We start from the raw sequence: 16,492 nt of genomic DNA, 5'->3' as shown, positions 1-16,492 counted from the left end.
CCCACCTGAATTTGTGGGTAAAAAAAATAACTCTATCTTTTTAGATATGAGTTATTTTTTTCATTTTTATATTAATTATTGAATATAACTTAAGATAGGAGGTGATATATTTGAAGATTCCTAATCTTGTATATTCAACTTTGGTGCTTTTTTTATCTAATTTTATAGTTAGAATAATAGGTTTTTTATATAAGATATTTTTGTCAAATAATTTATCAGAAGTTCACTTAGGAATATATCACATGGTATTTAACTTTTTAATGATTTGTATTGCTCTTACCACAACAGGTATACCCACTGCTCTTAGTTGTTTAGTTGCAAGAAAAAAAGCATTTAACGATAAGCACAGCACAAATTCACTTTTTATATCGGCAATATATATATCCTTTTTTATAGCATCACTTATTGCTTTTTTCGTGTCAGTTAGCTCTGAATCTTTATCGATTAAATTATTACATAGCAATAATAGCTCTATCTTTATACTTGCACTTTGTCCATCAATAATAGCTATAACACTTTCAAATATTGTCAGAGGTTACTACTATGGAATAAAGCAAGTAGATATACCTGCTATCTCTCAAATTTTAGAGCAAATTTCAAAAATTATTTTTGTTTATTTGATAGTAAAAAACTTTAATGATCCAACTTTAATATGTCTATCTGCAATAATAGGTATATCAATAGGTGAATGTGTAAGTTTATCATTAATGACATTAGGATTAGCTAGAAAGCCATATATAGATAATAAATACACTATAGACATAAAAGAATTTATGAAATCCTCATATGATACAGTTAGAATGTCAATACCTATTACCTGTAATCGTATGTCTAGTATAGTTCTTAATTCTATTAGTTCTATGATTATTCCATCTAGATTAGCTCTTTCTGGAATTACATATACAACTGCTTTAGGAATTTATGGAACTATTGCCGGTATGGTATTTCCTTTTGTCTACCTCCCATTTATGCTGGTTTCTGCATTAGTTGTAAATATAATACCTAGCATATCATTGGACGTAAGCAGAAAAAATATTAAATCTATAAAAAGTAAAGTATTATTTGCTTTAGTCCTTACTCTTGTTATGGGGTTTTTATGTTCCTTGATATTTTATCTATTCGGAGAAAAAATTTGCTTATATACATTTAAAAATAAAGTTGCAGGATTCTATTTAAAATACATGTACTTAGTCCCTTTATTCTTAAGTTTAAATCATGTTATCTCTGGTATTCTTCATTCTATTGGAAAAGAATTTATTGCTAGCGTTATAGGAATCTCTTCTATGCTTATACAAACACTTTGCCTATACTTTATACTTCCAATACCAGATGCAGGCTTATGGGGCTATATATTGATTCTTACAGTAGTTCCTATAATAACTTTTATATTTAATTCTCATGTTTTATTTAAATCTTTAAAATCATTATACTAAGGTGGTTAATTTTATGATTATTCTAAATAAAGATGCGAATTTATCTTTATCTATTTTTAATAAAAATAATTGTTTATACATAAAGAATCATACAAATAAGATTGAAACTATTTCAAATAACGTTTATTTATACTCAGCGTTAATCGATAAATATGATGACATCCACATTTGTTTTATAGACTTAAAAAACTGCTTCTATTACTACACTTACAATACTGGCTCTTTGAATCTGATTTCATCATTTAAGTTAAATATTAGTTCAAAAAAAATTAGTAAGCTTTCAATGTACTTATTGAATAATTCTATAAATATATTTTTTTCTAAGTCTCTAAACAAGCATTATCACAATATATATCATTTAAACTATAATTTTTATAATAATGAACTTTTAGAATTCGATATTAGAAATGCTTTTAAAAGTAAGCTCCCTCTTTATACTATTAACTTATCAAATGACCATATTATATGCTCCTATTATGTCAAATCAAAAAATAAAATAAATTTAGAGTCCATGGTTTACAATGATACTGAAAAACGCTGGTCATACTTTTCAAATGTAAAAACTAGTAATATTTTATTTAAGTACTGTGATTCTATAAAATATTGAAAATAAAAAGAGCATTGATTTTATCAATGCTCTTTTTATTTTCAATATTAGTGTATATATTTTTTAATTAGCATTTATTATCTTTATGGCAGTGATCATGTTTTTCTTCACAATCTCCATTGAATTGAGAGAAATCGCAAACATTACCAAATGTGTCTACTAATCTAGGTTTTATTCTTGTAGGTCCACCTAAAACTACTATTTGTTCTTCTATTAATACACTAACTATATTTTGTAAGCATAATACTAAGTCTATTCCATTAGGAATTTGTAACTCAAAGCAAGGTTTATTGTTTACTATGTGTTGAGTTATTATTGCTTTTCCTATGCAGTCAACTGTTAGTTGAGTTTGGAAATCTTGTCTTAGCGTAAAACCTCTTCCATCTGCTGGAACTACTATATCACTTGATAAAGTGTTAAAAAAGAATACTACCTCATTTGATTCATCGCCTTTATGGCACTTCTCAACTGGTGTAGCTATAGCAGTAAATTCAGAACATCCAAATCTACCTATTAATTCTATTTCTAAATCTTTAACTATAACATTTAATCCTTTTTGTTTATAAACTACATTTTGTCCCAAACACTTCTCGTTGCAGCATCTATTTAATTGACCACACACATCATATTCAAATATTGTTTCACATCTTCTACCATGTTTATTAGCTTTATCAATGCTTAAATTCTCTAAAGATGTTGTTCCTGGATTTATTCTTATACTTGAATAATTTATACAAACTTTCTCTATAGTAGCATTAGTTTGAGTAGCATTTGGCAATGGTCCACGTAAACTACCTAATTCATAGTCAAAGTTTAAATCTTCTCCATTTGCCATTTTACCATCTGTAAATACTCTAAACATTATAGTATCAAATATTCTATTAGTTTCTATTGGAAACAATGCTGCTTGTGATATTGGAAATTTTGGTGGTACTAAAGGATGAGCACACTCTTCTGGACAAGGGTTTGGGAAGCAATTGTCTGTACAATCTTCTTCATCTTTGCAATCACAGCATCCTGGATTACATCCACAATTATGATTATGATGGTTGCAATCATTATTGCAATCATTATTACAATCACATTGTACATATGGATGGCATTGTGGCTTGCATCCTCTTAGCTCCTCTTCTATTTCATTCGTTTCTATATAGCTTCTTCCTGAATCTATATTTTGATTAGGCTGTATTACTCTTTTGTTAACTACTTTTTTGGCTCTCATTAAATCCTTCATTCAGTTTTGGCCTCCCTTTTGATCGTCTTATAAAAATGTAGGCTCTTGTTTATGCCTAATTAATAATATGCATGTATTTTGCTAATTGTTACTTAATTAGTCTTTTATTAATTAATTCTTATTAGAATAATTTACTGCTGAGTTAATATATATTTATAGAATATATATTTTAGGAGGTAGTTATGGGATTTTTTAATGAATGTTCATATGTTGTAAGAAAATCTAATAAAGATATGATACTTATAAAAAGTGAAAACGGACTGAGCTATAAATATTTTAAAAATAGTAATTCAATGGTTCATTCTGAAAGTGTAACACTCGTTCCTATTGATTTTTCTAGTTATTATTTTGATATAGATTCAAATGACAATGTATATGGAATTTTTTCAGATTCTAAAATAAACATTTTAAAACTAAATAATGATAGTAATAAATTTTTAACTCTCCATACAATAGATTATGATTCTGAAAACTATACTATAACATTTCCATATATAAAATTTATAAACAACACAATACATATATTTTATTATCTAACTAATAAAGATTGTGCTACTACTATCTTATTCCATCATTATAATAATGGTAAACAGTGGTTTGAAAATAAAATTGATTTTATAAATTTACCTATTTTAGATAACTTTACAATTTATTTTAATGAAAAAGTTCCAACAATTTTTTACTTTAAGGAAAATAATGAATTTCCACAAGTTTATTGTACACATTTTAATTTAAGTAACCTAAGTTGGAATGATCCTATATGTATAACTAATTCTTTAGAAAATAAAATATATCTATCTGTTCTAAAAGATAAACTTAATTTTTACCATATAACATATTGTGAAAGTAATGACTTTAAATATAGTATTAAATATTTAAACGGATATTTAAATAACAATTCATTTGATGAAAATATTAATAAGTTTATAACTGATGGATCCTTATATCTATATCCATCCATATTAAAGTATAACTCTTCGATATTCATATCTTATGTATATAAAAATATTTTATATACTTGTTATTCGGATGATTTAGGTTGTACTTGGAGTGAAGCATATGAGGATGAGTTTAGTATAAATGATAAGTTTATAAGGGCTTGTTTTAAATCTAATTATTTACCTGATAAAGATTATATATCTACTAATGTTTTTGTAAGCAAAGACCCTTTCGGAATATTGGGCAACTTTTACAATTGATAATAATAAAAAAAGTATTGTGAAAATCACAATACTTTTTTTACCCCAGAACACCGATGGCCCTCTAAATTCATACCCGAGAATCTCCCAGGTGGGTGTACTACTAGCAGTTTTTAAAGTCCCCCATAATTATGAAGGGGCATTTTATCCACCGCTAAACTCATACTCCCGTTCAAACTTTGTCGGTTGAATTTAAATAAGCACTGTCGCATGCTCCAGGATTTCATATTTTTATTATATAATAAATTTCAAATTTTTGAAAGCATTTTTAATTAGCAAATTTATAAATTTTTCGTTCTTTTTCTACTTTTATTTATCTATCCTTACATAATCATAGTCTATATAGTCATCTGTTTCATAGTTTTCATCTTCATCTAACATATCTTCAAAATCATTTTCTTCCTCTTCTTCCTCATTTTCTTCTTTATTTACATGATTATATTTATTATTTTTTGTATAATTGCTCTGTTTATTATCACTTCTTAAAAGATTACCTAAAAGCTTCAAGTTATTTAAACTTCCTATATTATTTATACTAGCCAATGAACTTAAACTAAATCCAGAACTATTTTCTTCTCCTATATCATCAGGCAAGAACAATTCTGCAAATAGTTCAATTTTCTTTTTCATGTCTAGAGCTCTCTCAACAGATTCTTTTTTGCTTTCCGGAAAAACTTCTATTATCTCTTTAATCATCATATTTTTTTTATCTTCTTCTTCCATGCTTCTAAAAAAATCTGATTCATCTTCGTTATCTACCAAATCAACACTACTAAGTTTTTTTATACCTCTTACTAAATCTAAAACGCTCTCTATTTTTATTAATACTTTTCGTTCATCTTTATCCATATACTTTTTAGTTCTGGTTATTATTTCTAAACCTCTATCTAAATCATCATCACTTAATTCTAACATTTTCATTCCTTTATCAAGATCATTTATGTTAAAACTAGATACTGAATCAATATAATCAGATTCCTCAACAAACTCGTCTTCATCTTCTTCATCAATTTCTTCATCTTCGATATTTTTTGGTCTAAATTTGTTTTTTAACTTGATTTTATTATTTTTCTTATTTAATTTTGACCTCATACTTCCCATTTCTTGATTTATATCTAAACTACCAGTTTTATTATCTGACAATGATATATTTCCATTACTTAAAGCTATCATCCCTAATATAAATAGTAAACTGTTCACCTTTGTCACCCCTTACTATATACTACTCCTAATATATAAACTATGTTTTATTTACTATTATTGTTACTTTTTTTATAAATTCGCATATATATTATTTATAGGTATTTTTTATTTTTTCATATTATTAATCATAATTTATTAGATACTTCTATATATAAATAATATGAACATAATCAAATATATATTATTGAAAGAGGTGCTTTTATGAAAAAAATAGATAAAGAAGCAATGGAAAAATTCGCAAAGGAAAAAAATATTGATAAAGGCAAAATTGAAGAAATAGCAGATGGCTATAAAGATAAATCAGAAGATGAACTTATGGATGAGCTTGTTAAAATAGGAAAAACTCTTCAAGGAAAAGAAGAAGTTGTTGAAAAGTTTAAAACTTTTTTAGATGAAAATCAAAGAAAGAAAATAGATAGTATAATGACTAAAATTTCTGCTGCTGAAGCTAAAGATAAGATAAGTAGTAAAAAAGCTAAAAAGTCTAAGTCTTCAGATCAACCAAGTAAAGATTCTAAAAACTCTAAGAATTCTAATTCAAGCAAATCTGATAGCAAGAAAAAAACTAAATCTGGTAAATCTGAAAAAACAACTGAAGAAAGCACTCCAAGTAAAAAAGTGAAAAAGATTGTAAAAAAAGTAAAAAAACAAGATGAATAAATATATAAATAAAAAATGTAACCTAATATAGGTTACATTTTTTACGCTTAAGTAAATTATACTAACTAATTTTTGTGGATAACTTATGCAACATAATGATATCAATTTTTTTTACGCTTTAATTGGATTTAAATCATTATGTATATTTCCAAGTATCTCATCTTTAATCTCACAAGCTTTATTTAATATAGTATTACAATCTTTAGTATATTCACTTACCATAGACTCATCATCTAATCCAAGTAAATTCACTTTAACATTAAGTATAGCCCCTTCTATACCTGTGTATATAAGAAGAGTTCCTACCCCTATATCCGTAATTGCATTTTGATTTCCATACTTAGCCATAAAACTTAATAGTTTTAAAGATTCTAAAGATATAGATGCTGTTTTAAAAGGAACCTCTATAGAAAATTCAGTTGCACATTTTATAGCTTCTTTTCTAACAATTTTTTCTTCATCTGTTTCTTTAGGCATTTTTAATGCTTTCATATATGCATCAAATGATTCAGTATCTTTATCTACTAATATTAATAATTCTTCTCTTATATCTCCTAATTTATTAAATCTTTCTGTAAATTCTTTTCGTATATCTTCATCCAAGCTCTCATATTTTTTCTTTCCAAAACTCAAGTTGGCCATCATTCTAGCTAAACTTACACCTATATTTGATGCTAGAGCTGAAACAGATCCTCCCCCTGGTGCAGGAGAGTTTGAATCTACTTCTTTTGAAAAATCTTCTACCGTCATTTCAACTAATCTCATATTAAAATCCTCCCTTAAAGATTTTTGCTAATAACTAACTTAAAATACTCTCAGTTTCTTTTTTTAGTATTTGTTTATTATTTACAACAAGCTCTCCATTTTTATATACACAGTGCGTGTGATTTATACCAAAATGATACATTAAGTACTCCACATTTGGAGCGTCAAATATTACTAAGTCAGCTTTTTTCCCTATTTCAATGGATCCAATTTCACTATCTCTATCTATCGCACATGCAGCGTTTATTGTAACACCACTTAAAACCTCATTAGGCGTCATTTTAAGCCCTAGACAACCTAACTGCATTACAAACTGAAGATTTTCACTTGGACAACTTCCTGGATTATAATCGCTAGATAAGGATACTGCAACTCCAGAGTTTATCATTTTTCTAGCATCAGCGTAATTTTTATTTAGGTTAAAAGATGTTCCTGGAAGAATATTAGCAATAACACCTTTATCAGCCATCGCCATTATCCCATTATCACTAGCTGCCATTAAGTGATCAGCCGATATACATCCCATTTCAGCTGAAAGCTCAGCTCCACCTAAAGAAACTATTTCATCCGCGTGTATTTTTAACTTGTACCCTAGTTCTTTTGCTCTTTTAAATATTTTTCTAGTCTGTTTTATATCAAATACTGCATCCTCGCAAAATACATCACAAAATTCAGCTAAATCAAGATCCTTAACCTTTGGCATCATATCATTTATCAAAATATCTACAAATTTATCCGGATTTTCTTTATATTCAACAGGAATCGCGTGAGCGCCCAAAAAAGTACTGACTAAATCTATAGAGTGTTTTTCGCTTAAAGCTTTAGCTACCTCTAATTGTTTTATTTCTGTATCTATTTCTAATCCATATCCACTTTTTGCTTCTACTGTTGTTACTCCAAATTCTAACATTCTATCTAAACTTTTATATGCTTTTTCATATAACTCTTTAAACGTAGAACTTTTAGTACTTTTGACTGTACTTAATATTCCTCCTCCACTTTTTAATATTTCTAAATAAGGCACTCCTGCAAGTTTTTTTGCAAATTCATTCTCTCTACTTCCTCCATGAACTAGATGTGTATGTGCATCTATAAGCCCTGGAGTTACCAATTTTCCTTCTGCATCTTTAATTTCTGTATTTTGATTTATTAGATGTTTATAACCATCATCTATTCCTATATCGCAAAATCTACCATCTTTTATTGCAACATATGCATTTTCTATTATTTCTATATCATTCATCGCTTTTCCTATAAAAGGTGCATCACCTTTCATAGTAGCTAGTTTTCCTATATTTTTAATAATTAGATCAGCAACCATATATTCTACTCCATTAAACTAGTCTCTAGAACTTTATCTAAAGAGAAATTTTCAAGTCCTAAATAATAAGAAGCACAGTCAACTAAAGCTTCCATAGGACAAAGCCCTACGATTTCACTTCCCATTACATTAACTCCATATCTTTTTGCTTCCATTTTTACAGCTTCAAAAGCTCTATACATAGCAGTTTTTGAATAATCAGTTAAATTCATAGTAACCTGAGTTATTCCTCTTTCTGGAATCTCTACAGGTCCAGCTTTTATAAATTTATATCCTCCACTTGAGTGTCTTATAGTTTTTGCTATGCTTGATGCTATATCTATATTTGGAGTATCCAAGTTTATATTATAAGCTATCAAAGGTTTTCTAGCTCCTATAGCTATAGCACCTGCATTCGGATGCTTTTTAGCTTGTCCAAAATCAGGTACCCAATTAGGATCTTCAAATTTAGCATCTAATCCTTCATACTCTCCTTTTCTTACCTTAGCTAGATTTTCTCTTTCAGGTTTTGAAGCTGCACATTCATATAAAAACACAGGTATATTATATAATTTTGCAACATCTTCACCTAACTCTTTTGCAAGCTCTACAGCTTCATCCATTGTCATGCCCTTTATAGGTATAAATGGGCAAACATCTGTAGCTCCAAATCTAGAGTGTTGTCCTTTATGAGTGTTCATATCTATTAAATCTTTAGCTACCCCTATAGACTCTAACACTGCATTTTTAACTGCCTTAGGCTCACCTATAACAGTAACTACTACTCTATTATAATCCTTGTCTGCTTCATAGTTTAAAAGCTTAACTCCCTCTTTTCCTCTAAGTGGTGATACTATCTTTTCAATTTTTTCTAAATCCCTACCTTCACTAAAATTAGGTACACATTGCACTATAGCCATATTAATTCTCCCCCTATATTCTAATTTTAATAGTTATGTTATATATAAATTTTAAGTTACTACGCTAGCGCAATAAGCGCAGTAACTTAAAATTTTAACCTTATTATTTACTTGCCTCTATAACTTGATTTATTAAATCTTCATCTACTATATATGGTAGTGTTATATGGTCTTGACCATAACACATTTTATTGTATTCCATAACTGTTGTTATAGAGTTTTCATTTCTAGCCCAAGCACGTCTAGCAACTCCTCCCATAACATCCCAAGGCATAGCTGTTCTTAATATTTCATCTACTCTATGAGATCCATCAAGAACCATTCCAAATCCGCCATTTATAGATTTTCCTATTCCTACTCCACCACCATTATGTAGAGCTATTAAACTCATTCCTCTAGCTGCATTACCCGCAAAGCAATGAGTAGCCATATCAGCCATTATATTGCTTCCATCTTTTATATTAGATGTTTCTCTAAATGGAGAATCTGTTCCTGACACATCATGATGGTCTCTACCTAGTATAACAGGTCCTATTTCTCCTTTTCTTACCATTTCATTGAACTTAAGAGCTATATTAGTTCTTCCCATAGCATCTTGGTAAAGTATTCTAGCTTGAGATCCTACAACTAAACCATTTTTCTCAGCATCTCTTATCCATATCCAGTTATCTCTATCTTGATATCTTCTATTTGGATCTATACAATCCATAGCTGCTTTATCAGTTTTTATTAAATCTTCTCTTTTTCCACTTAAACATACCCATCTAAACGGCCCATATCCATAGTCAAATAGTTGTGGTCCTAATATATCTTCAACATATGATGGGAATATAAATCCATCTTTTTCATCTACTCCATTTTTAGATATCTCTTGGCATCCAGCATCATAAATAGCTTTCATAAAACTATTCCCATAATCAAAGAAGTAACTTCCTTTGTTTGTTAATTTTTGAATTACTTTAAAGTGAGCCTTTAGAGTTTCATCTACTAATTGTACAAACTTATCTTTATCATTAGCTAAAAGTTTCGTTCTTTCTTCAAAAGTTATCCCTTGAGGGCAATATCCTCCATCATAAACGGCATGACAAGATGTTTGGTCTGATAATAAATCTATATGTATATCTTTTTCTACTGCATATTCTAATAAGTCCACTATGTTGCCATTATAAGCTATTGCACAAGCTTCTTTTTTATCCATACATTCTTTAGCTAGAATAAATGCCTCTTCGCATGTTTTAGCAACTTTACTTACCCAGCCTTGAGTGTATCTAGTTTCTATTCTTGAATAATCAACTTCAGCTATTATACCTACTCCACCAGCGATTTCTACAGCTTTTCCTTGAGCTCCACTCATTCCTCCAAGTCCTGAAGTTACAAATAGTTTTCCAGCTAAATCATCTTTTTCTGGTATTCCAAGTATTAACCTTCCAGCGTTTAATAATGTTGAGTAAGTACCATGAACAATACCTTGTGGTCCTATATACATCCATCCTCCAGCTGTCATTTGCCCATAATTAGATACACCTATAGCTGCTGCTCTTTTCCAGTCCTCTTGATTATCAAACATTCCTATCATCAGACCATTAGTTATTATTACTCTAGGCGCATCTGGCTTAGATTTAAATAATCCAACAGGATGTCCTGATTGTATTACTAATGTTTGATCTTGGTTCATTACTTCTAAATATTTTTTAATCAAATTGTACTGCATCCAGTTTTGGAATACTTGGCCTGTTTCACCATAAGTAACTAACTCATATGGATATAAAGCTATATCAAAATCCAAGTTATTGTCTATCATTACTTGGAATGCTCTAGCTTCAGTACATTTCCCTTTATATTCATCTATTGTTTTTGCTTTTATATTACCTTCTGGTCTGAATCTATATCCATAAATTCTTCCAGTAGTCATTAATTCATTTAAAAATTCTGGAGCTAATTTTTCATGATATTCTTCTGGTATATATCTTAATGCATTGTTTAATGCTAATTTTATATCTGATTGAGATAATTTTGCCTCTCTTTTTGGAGCCCTTCTTATGCCTTCTATAAATTGTGGTATTTCACTTGGTACATAATCCAATTTTATAGTCATTGCATCTTTAATTTCTTCATTAGTAACATTCATAACTTTTTCTAAAGTAACCATAATATCTACTCCCTTATACAGTTTTATATTTCACTTAACGCAACCTCTTCATTTAGTAAAAGTTCATTGTTTAAAGCTTTTTCTACAGCTTCTACTACTAAGTTTTCTTTGATAATATCTTCACATTTATTTATTTCTTTATACATAACTAAATCTTCATCTATAAATTTAGTATGATTTCTTATAACGTTATATGCTGCATCTGTACCAACGCCTAATTTTTTCTTACCTCTTAAATCTATAGCCTGAGCTGCTGCTAATAACTCCATAGCTAATACATTTCTTGTATTTTCCATTATTTCTTTTGCTTTTCTCGCTGCTATTGTTCCCATAGAAACATGGTCTTCTTGATTTGCTGATGATGGTATTGAATCTACACTCGCTGGATGTGCTAATACTTTATTTTCTGAAACTAATGATGCTGCACTATATTGCACTATCATAAATCCTGAATTAACTCCACCATTTTTAGTTAAAAATGCTGGTAATCCATTACTTAAAGCTGGGTTTACTAGTCTTTCAAGTCTTCTTTCTGATACGTTAGCTATTTCTGATAAAGCTATCCCCAAAAAGTCAAAACTTAAAGCCATTGGTTGTCCATGGAAGTTTCCACCTGATATTACATCTTCTTGTTCTGGGAATATTATTGGGTTGTCTGTTACTGAATTGATTTCTATATTAATTTTATTTTTTACGTATTCAATTGCATCTTTACTTGCTCCATGGATTTGAGGTGAACATCTAATCGAATATGCATCTTGAACTCTTAAATCACCTTGTTTTGTTGTCATCTCACTTCCATTTAGTATTTCTAGTATATTTCTTGCAGTGTTGATTTGACCTCTATGAGCTCTTACCAAATGTACTCTTTCATCCATAGCACATGTAATTCCATTTAGAGACTCCATAGTTAACGACAATGCAACATCCGAAAGCTTTAATAAATTCATTGCATCATACGTTGTAAGTGCTCCTACCGCAGTCATAACTTGCGTTCCATTTATAAGAGCTAAACCTTCTTTTGATGATAACTCTGGTAAAACATCTACTCCAGCGAGTTTCATAGCTTCTACTGATGGAATTTTCTCACCTTCATAAAATGCTTCTCCCTCACCTATCATAGTAAGTACCATGTGTGATAAAGGAGCTAAGTCTCCAGATGCTCCTAGTGATCCTTTTTCTGGAATTACTGGACAGACATTATTATTAAGCATATTTACTAATGTATTCAAAGTTTCAATTCTTACGCCAGAGTATCCTTTTGATAAATTATTTACTCTCAGAAGCATTATAGCTCTTACTATATCTTCTTCAAAAGGTTTTCCTACTCCACAGGCATGACTTATAATTAGATTTCTTTGCAAGTTATGAGTTTCTTCTTTTGATATGGTTACATCTGAAAATTTTCCAAATCCTGTAGTTATTCCATATACAACCTTTTGTTCATCTACAAATTTATCAACTAAATCTCTTGCTACTTTAACTTTTTTTAACGCTTCTTCCCCTAACTCAACTTTATATCCATTTCGAGATACATTTACTACATCTTCTATAGTAAGGTCTCTACCGTCTATAATTATTTTATTCATACAAAAATCCCCCTATATATATAATAAAATTATGAAATACGGTTTTAGTCTTGTAATTTAATAGCTTCTACATATTTTTCGAAAGTCCTTTCATTTATTTATATATTGTTAATTATTTATATATTATTTTTTGTATATAAATAATTAATATAAATTATATATAATTAATTAAAACAAAAAAAGCACATTATCTTTTAGATAACATGCTTTTTTATTAGTTTCTATCTATTACGCTTTCTCTTTCAACTATTCTGTATGGCAGTTCAACCTTTTTATTTTCTAAAGGTTCCTTATCAATCATTTTTATTACCATTCTTATTGCAACAGCACCCATATCATATAATGGTTGGTGTACTGTAGTTAATTTAGGTCTGTACATAGCTGCTATTTTTGCATCATTAAATCCTGCAACAGATATGTCTTCAGGTACTTTATATCCTGCATCACATATTGCGTTAAGAGCTCCTATAGCGGCTTCGTCCCCTGTAACAAATACAGCGTCCGGCTTTTTACCTTCATCTAGTATTTCTTTCATGCTATCATATCCGTACGTATATGTCGTTCCAGCATTTTTTACTAGAGATTTATCTATTTCTAGGTTATTGTCATTCATAGCTTTTTCAAATCCTAAATATCTTTCAGATTCTAAAACAGTATCGTCTTCACTTGTCATTATGAAAGATATATTTTTATGACCCTTATCTATAAGATATTTAGTCATATCATATGTTGCATCAGTATTACTTATACTTACTGAATATACATCGTAGTTTCTAGCAGTTTTACTTACATATACAGCAGGCATTCTACAATTTTGTATATATTCTAAATGCTCTTCATCTACTTTCCAAGACATCATAACGATACCTTCTACTTGTTTAGCTCTTAATAAATTTAAACTCTTTAATTCTTGTTCTTTATCAGAGTATGTATTTGCTAATAATATATCATAATCATACATTTTAGCAACTTCCTCTATACCGTTTACCAGTTCACTTACAAAAGAATCTGATACCTCTGGTACGATAACTCCTATTAGTTGACTTTTCTTTGTCACTAAACTTCTAGCCAACGGATTTGGAACATAACCAGTCTCTTTTATTACGTCTAATACTTTTTGTTTAACTTCATCCGTAACTGGTTTCGAATCATTTATTACTCTAGATACTGTAGATATAGAAACGCCCGCTTTTTTAGCTACATCTTTTATTGTTATATTGGTTTTCATTTAGCATTCCTCCTTATCTTAATTTTTACTATATTTTATGAAATCTATTCTTAAGTCTTTGTAAAAATTAATTTTATCATAACTTTTAAACAATTTAAATATATTTCGACAAAAAATAACACGCCAGTTAATTACTGGCGTGTTATTTTTGTATTTAGTTATTCAGTGATTAGCAGCATCCACATCCATCGTCGCCATCAAAGAATCCTCCACATGAACAAGCTATTAATAATAATATTAAGAATGGTATCCATGCACATACGTCTATTTCTGCCCAAGTTTCTCCAAATGCTAAGAATAGGAAGAATAATACTATTATCCACCATGCTCCTCCGCCGAAACATCCATCGTTACCAAAAAATCTGTCTAACATAAAGTTACCTCCTAATTGAACTCATTTAGTTATAATGCTAGTTAATTTTTATTAGCTAGCTATTTTATATAATATGAATTTATCTGTATATTGGTTACTTTTATTTTTTTATCTATATATAATTTATATACTGGTTATTTAAATCGATTGTTAGAAGCATTCTCCACAGCTACATAAGATTAAAAGTACTATTAAGAATGGTATCCATGCACATATATCTAGTTCTGCCCAACAATCTCCAAATGCTAAGAATAAGAAGAATAATACTATGATTATCCATCCACATCCAAAGTCTTCTCCACCAAATAATCTATCTAACATTTTGTTACCTCCTGTTGTCTATTTCTAGTATTGTCTTAATTTTTTATAGTGAACTAGAAGCATCCACCACAACTACATAATATTAATAAAACTATTAAGAATGGTATCCATGCACATATATCTAGTTCTTCCCAGCAGTCACCAAATGCTAAGAATAAGAAGAATAGTACGATTATCCACCATGCTCCTCCAAAACATCCATCTTCACCAAATAGTCTATCTAACATTGTGTTACCTCCTGTTGATGATTAATTATTTGAGCTTTCGCTCTTAACATATACTATGCATAGCCTTTACTTTTTGATAATAATTTTATAATTTTTTAATAGTATTTTTTTAATCACTTTAAATACTAAAAAGGCTACCTAATATTAGGTAGCCTTCCCCCTTTTAATTAACAACCACAGTCGAAGTCCTCTCCGCATCCATCCATTCCACATGAACAAACAATAAGAAGTAATATTAAAAATGGAATCCAGTCAGTTATGCATATCTCTGCAAAGCACTCTTGAAAAGCTAAGAATAGGAAGAATAATACTATTATCCACCATGCTCCTCCACTAAAGAATCCACCTGATCCAAATATTCTACTTAAACTGCCCATATATACCCCCTGTTTTTTGGATTGCTAAAATTTTATTCCCTTATTAGCTAACCCATATTAAAATTTCAGAAGTCTTATCTCAAATGTATTATGCACTTAATTTATACTATGGGAATTGAAAAAAACGGTTACTATACAATTTTATTTTTATATAAATTTATTTTTTTATTACTAAATATAAAAAAAGCTCCTATCGGAGCTTTTTTTAGCAACATCCATCATCAAAATTGAATAATAAAAGGATTACAAGTATTATCCATATCCATGAATTATCATCGCAGAAAAAGTTGTCAAGTAGGTCAGTACATAATAATAAGAATACAACAACAGCTATTATTAATAAACTCGAACCTCCAAAGGATGAATTGCATCCACATCCAAAACTTCTTAAAAGGTTATCTAGTTTTGACATATGGTTACCCCCTTTTCAATGTTGAGAAACCTATAGTTTCTCTTAATTATTCATATGCTAGGGTATATAAGTATGTTACTTCGAAAAAATTTTTCTCTAATATACTATCCAGCTCTTTTTCTGATAGCTCATTATATTTTTTCACCATATTTAAATGTTCATTATTCTTCTTATCATTAGATATACTTTCAATCATGCTTTCTACTGATTTAATTCTATAATCTTTATATTTACTTGTAAAAAAAGATGTCTTTGTGTCCTCTATACATTTTTTTAAATTTTGAAGTCTATCTATGTACTCTTTATTATCTTTTGAAACATTCTCTTCTTTAGTTATAATGTCTTCTAGAATCATATTACTTTCTACTACATACGAACTTATCTTTTGGATATCTAAGTTTATGATACTGTAATATGAGTTTATTAGTAACACAACTACAACGCATACAGATGATGCTAATAAACCTATATATTTCATAATCATTCCTCCTATGT

The 16,492-nt window shown here is 29.1% G+C and carries 17 protein-coding genes and 1 other RNA gene; 3 read left to right on the top strand and 15 right to left on the bottom strand.

The genetic code is table 11. From position 1 onward, the window contains the following. Positions 1 to 101: 101 nt before the first annotated feature. On the top strand, positions 102 to 1,433 hold the full coding sequence (locus KXZ80_RS02990; protein ID WP_119472419.1) for an oligosaccharide flippase family protein: 1,332 nt from the start codon (positions 102 to 104) through the stop codon (positions 1,431 to 1,433). A gap of 674 nt (positions 1,434 to 2,107) precedes the next feature. Here KXZ80_RS02990 and KXZ80_RS02985 read toward each other — a convergent pair. Then, complete coding sequence (locus KXZ80_RS02985; RefSeq protein WP_021432018.1) at positions 2,108 to 3,274, bottom strand: exosporium morphogenetic protein CdeC; 1,167 nt, start codon at positions 3,272 to 3,274, stop codon at positions 2,108 to 2,110. Positions 3,275 to 3,456: 182 nt separating this feature from the next. On the opposite strand from KXZ80_RS02985, the gene KXZ80_RS02980 reads away from it, so the two are divergent. Then, positions 3,457 to 4,473 (top strand): hypothetical protein, encoded by a 1,017-nt coding sequence (locus tag KXZ80_RS02980; RefSeq protein WP_021432017.1) that lies wholly within the window; start codon positions 3,457 to 3,459, stop codon positions 4,471 to 4,473. A gap of 38 nt (positions 4,474 to 4,511) precedes the next feature. On the opposite strand, the gene ssrS is transcribed toward KXZ80_RS02980, so the two are convergent. After that, positions 4,512 to 4,698: non-coding RNA, 6S RNA (ssrS, locus tag KXZ80_RS02975), on the bottom strand. Positions 4,699 to 4,782: 84 nt separating this feature from the next. Then, complete coding sequence (locus KXZ80_RS02970; RefSeq protein ID WP_021432016.1) at positions 4,783 to 5,673, bottom strand: hypothetical protein; 891 nt, start codon at positions 5,671 to 5,673, stop codon at positions 4,783 to 4,785. A 204-nt stretch (positions 5,674 to 5,877) separates the two neighbouring features. Here KXZ80_RS02970 and KXZ80_RS02965 point away from each other — a divergent pair, with 204 nt between their 5' ends. After that, positions 5,878 to 6,336, top strand: coding sequence for a hypothetical protein (locus KXZ80_RS02965; protein ID WP_021432015.1), 459 nt, complete (start codon positions 5,878 to 5,880; stop codon positions 6,334 to 6,336). A gap of 111 nt (positions 6,337 to 6,447) precedes the next feature. On the opposite strand, the gene KXZ80_RS02960 is transcribed toward KXZ80_RS02965, so the two are convergent. From KXZ80_RS02960 to KXZ80_RS02905, 12 genes are all read right to left on the bottom strand, one after another. Further along, positions 6,448 to 7,101 (bottom strand): cyclodeaminase/cyclohydrolase family protein, encoded by a 654-nt coding sequence (locus KXZ80_RS02960; RefSeq protein ID WP_021432014.1) that lies wholly within the window; start codon positions 7,099 to 7,101, stop codon positions 6,448 to 6,450. 34 nt (positions 7,102 to 7,135) lie between these two features. Further along, a complete protein-coding gene (gene hutI / locus KXZ80_RS02955; RefSeq protein WP_021432013.1) occupies positions 7,136 to 8,422 on the bottom strand; it encodes an imidazolonepropionase in 1,287 nt (428 codons plus the stop codon). 5 nt (positions 8,423 to 8,427) lie between these two features. After that, a complete protein-coding gene (ftcD, locus tag KXZ80_RS02950) occupies positions 8,428 to 9,321 on the bottom strand; it encodes a glutamate formimidoyltransferase (RefSeq protein WP_021432012.1) in 894 nt (297 codons plus the stop codon). Between the two features lie 103 nt (positions 9,322 to 9,424). Next, entirely contained in the window at positions 9,425 to 11,470 is a 2,046-nt protein-coding gene (locus KXZ80_RS02945; RefSeq protein WP_226883755.1) for a urocanate hydratase, read from the bottom strand. 23 nt (positions 11,471 to 11,493) lie between these two features. Next, the gene (gene hutH / locus KXZ80_RS02940; protein WP_021432010.1) at positions 11,494 to 13,059 is read right to left on the bottom strand and encodes a histidine ammonia-lyase; all 1,566 of its coding nucleotides are present in this window, start codon (positions 13,057 to 13,059) and stop codon (positions 11,494 to 11,496) included. Positions 13,060 to 13,273: 214 nt separating this feature from the next. Beyond that, positions 13,274 to 14,287, bottom strand: a complete 1,014-nt coding sequence (locus KXZ80_RS02935) for a LacI family DNA-binding transcriptional regulator (RefSeq protein ID WP_021432009.1) — start codon at positions 14,285 to 14,287, stop codon at positions 13,274 to 13,276. A 169-nt stretch (positions 14,288 to 14,456) separates the two neighbouring features. Beyond that, positions 14,457 to 14,660: a hypothetical protein gene (locus tag KXZ80_RS02930; RefSeq protein ID WP_021428594.1), complete on the bottom strand. Its 204-nt coding sequence runs from the start codon at positions 14,658 to 14,660 to the stop codon at positions 14,457 to 14,459. Between the two features lie 150 nt (positions 14,661 to 14,810). Next, positions 14,811 to 14,981 (bottom strand): hypothetical protein, encoded by a 171-nt coding sequence (locus tag KXZ80_RS02925; protein ID WP_021428601.1) that lies wholly within the window; start codon positions 14,979 to 14,981, stop codon positions 14,811 to 14,813. A 53-nt stretch (positions 14,982 to 15,034) separates the two neighbouring features. Beyond that, positions 15,035 to 15,208: a hypothetical protein gene (locus KXZ80_RS02920; RefSeq protein WP_021428642.1), complete on the bottom strand. Its 174-nt coding sequence runs from the start codon at positions 15,206 to 15,208 to the stop codon at positions 15,035 to 15,037. 167 nt (positions 15,209 to 15,375) lie between these two features. Continuing rightward, positions 15,376 to 15,585, bottom strand: a complete 210-nt coding sequence (locus tag KXZ80_RS02915; protein ID WP_021428588.1) for a hypothetical protein — start codon at positions 15,583 to 15,585, stop codon at positions 15,376 to 15,378. Between the two features lie 205 nt (positions 15,586 to 15,790). Continuing rightward, positions 15,791 to 15,997, bottom strand: coding sequence for a hypothetical protein (locus KXZ80_RS02910; RefSeq protein WP_021428628.1), 207 nt, complete (start codon positions 15,995 to 15,997; stop codon positions 15,791 to 15,793). A gap of 46 nt (positions 15,998 to 16,043) precedes the next feature. Then, positions 16,044 to 16,475, bottom strand: a complete 432-nt coding sequence (locus tag KXZ80_RS02905) for a hypothetical protein (protein WP_021428583.1) — start codon at positions 16,473 to 16,475, stop codon at positions 16,044 to 16,046. Positions 16,476 to 16,492 lie beyond the last annotated feature (17 nt).

This window comes from Paraclostridium bifermentans, from assembly GCF_019916025.1.
GTDB lineage: Bacteria > Bacillota > Clostridia > Peptostreptococcales > Peptostreptococcaceae > Paraclostridium > Paraclostridium bifermentans.
The sequence above is the reverse complement of the archived record's forward strand: the minus strand, read 5'-3'. Positions and strand labels throughout refer to the sequence as shown.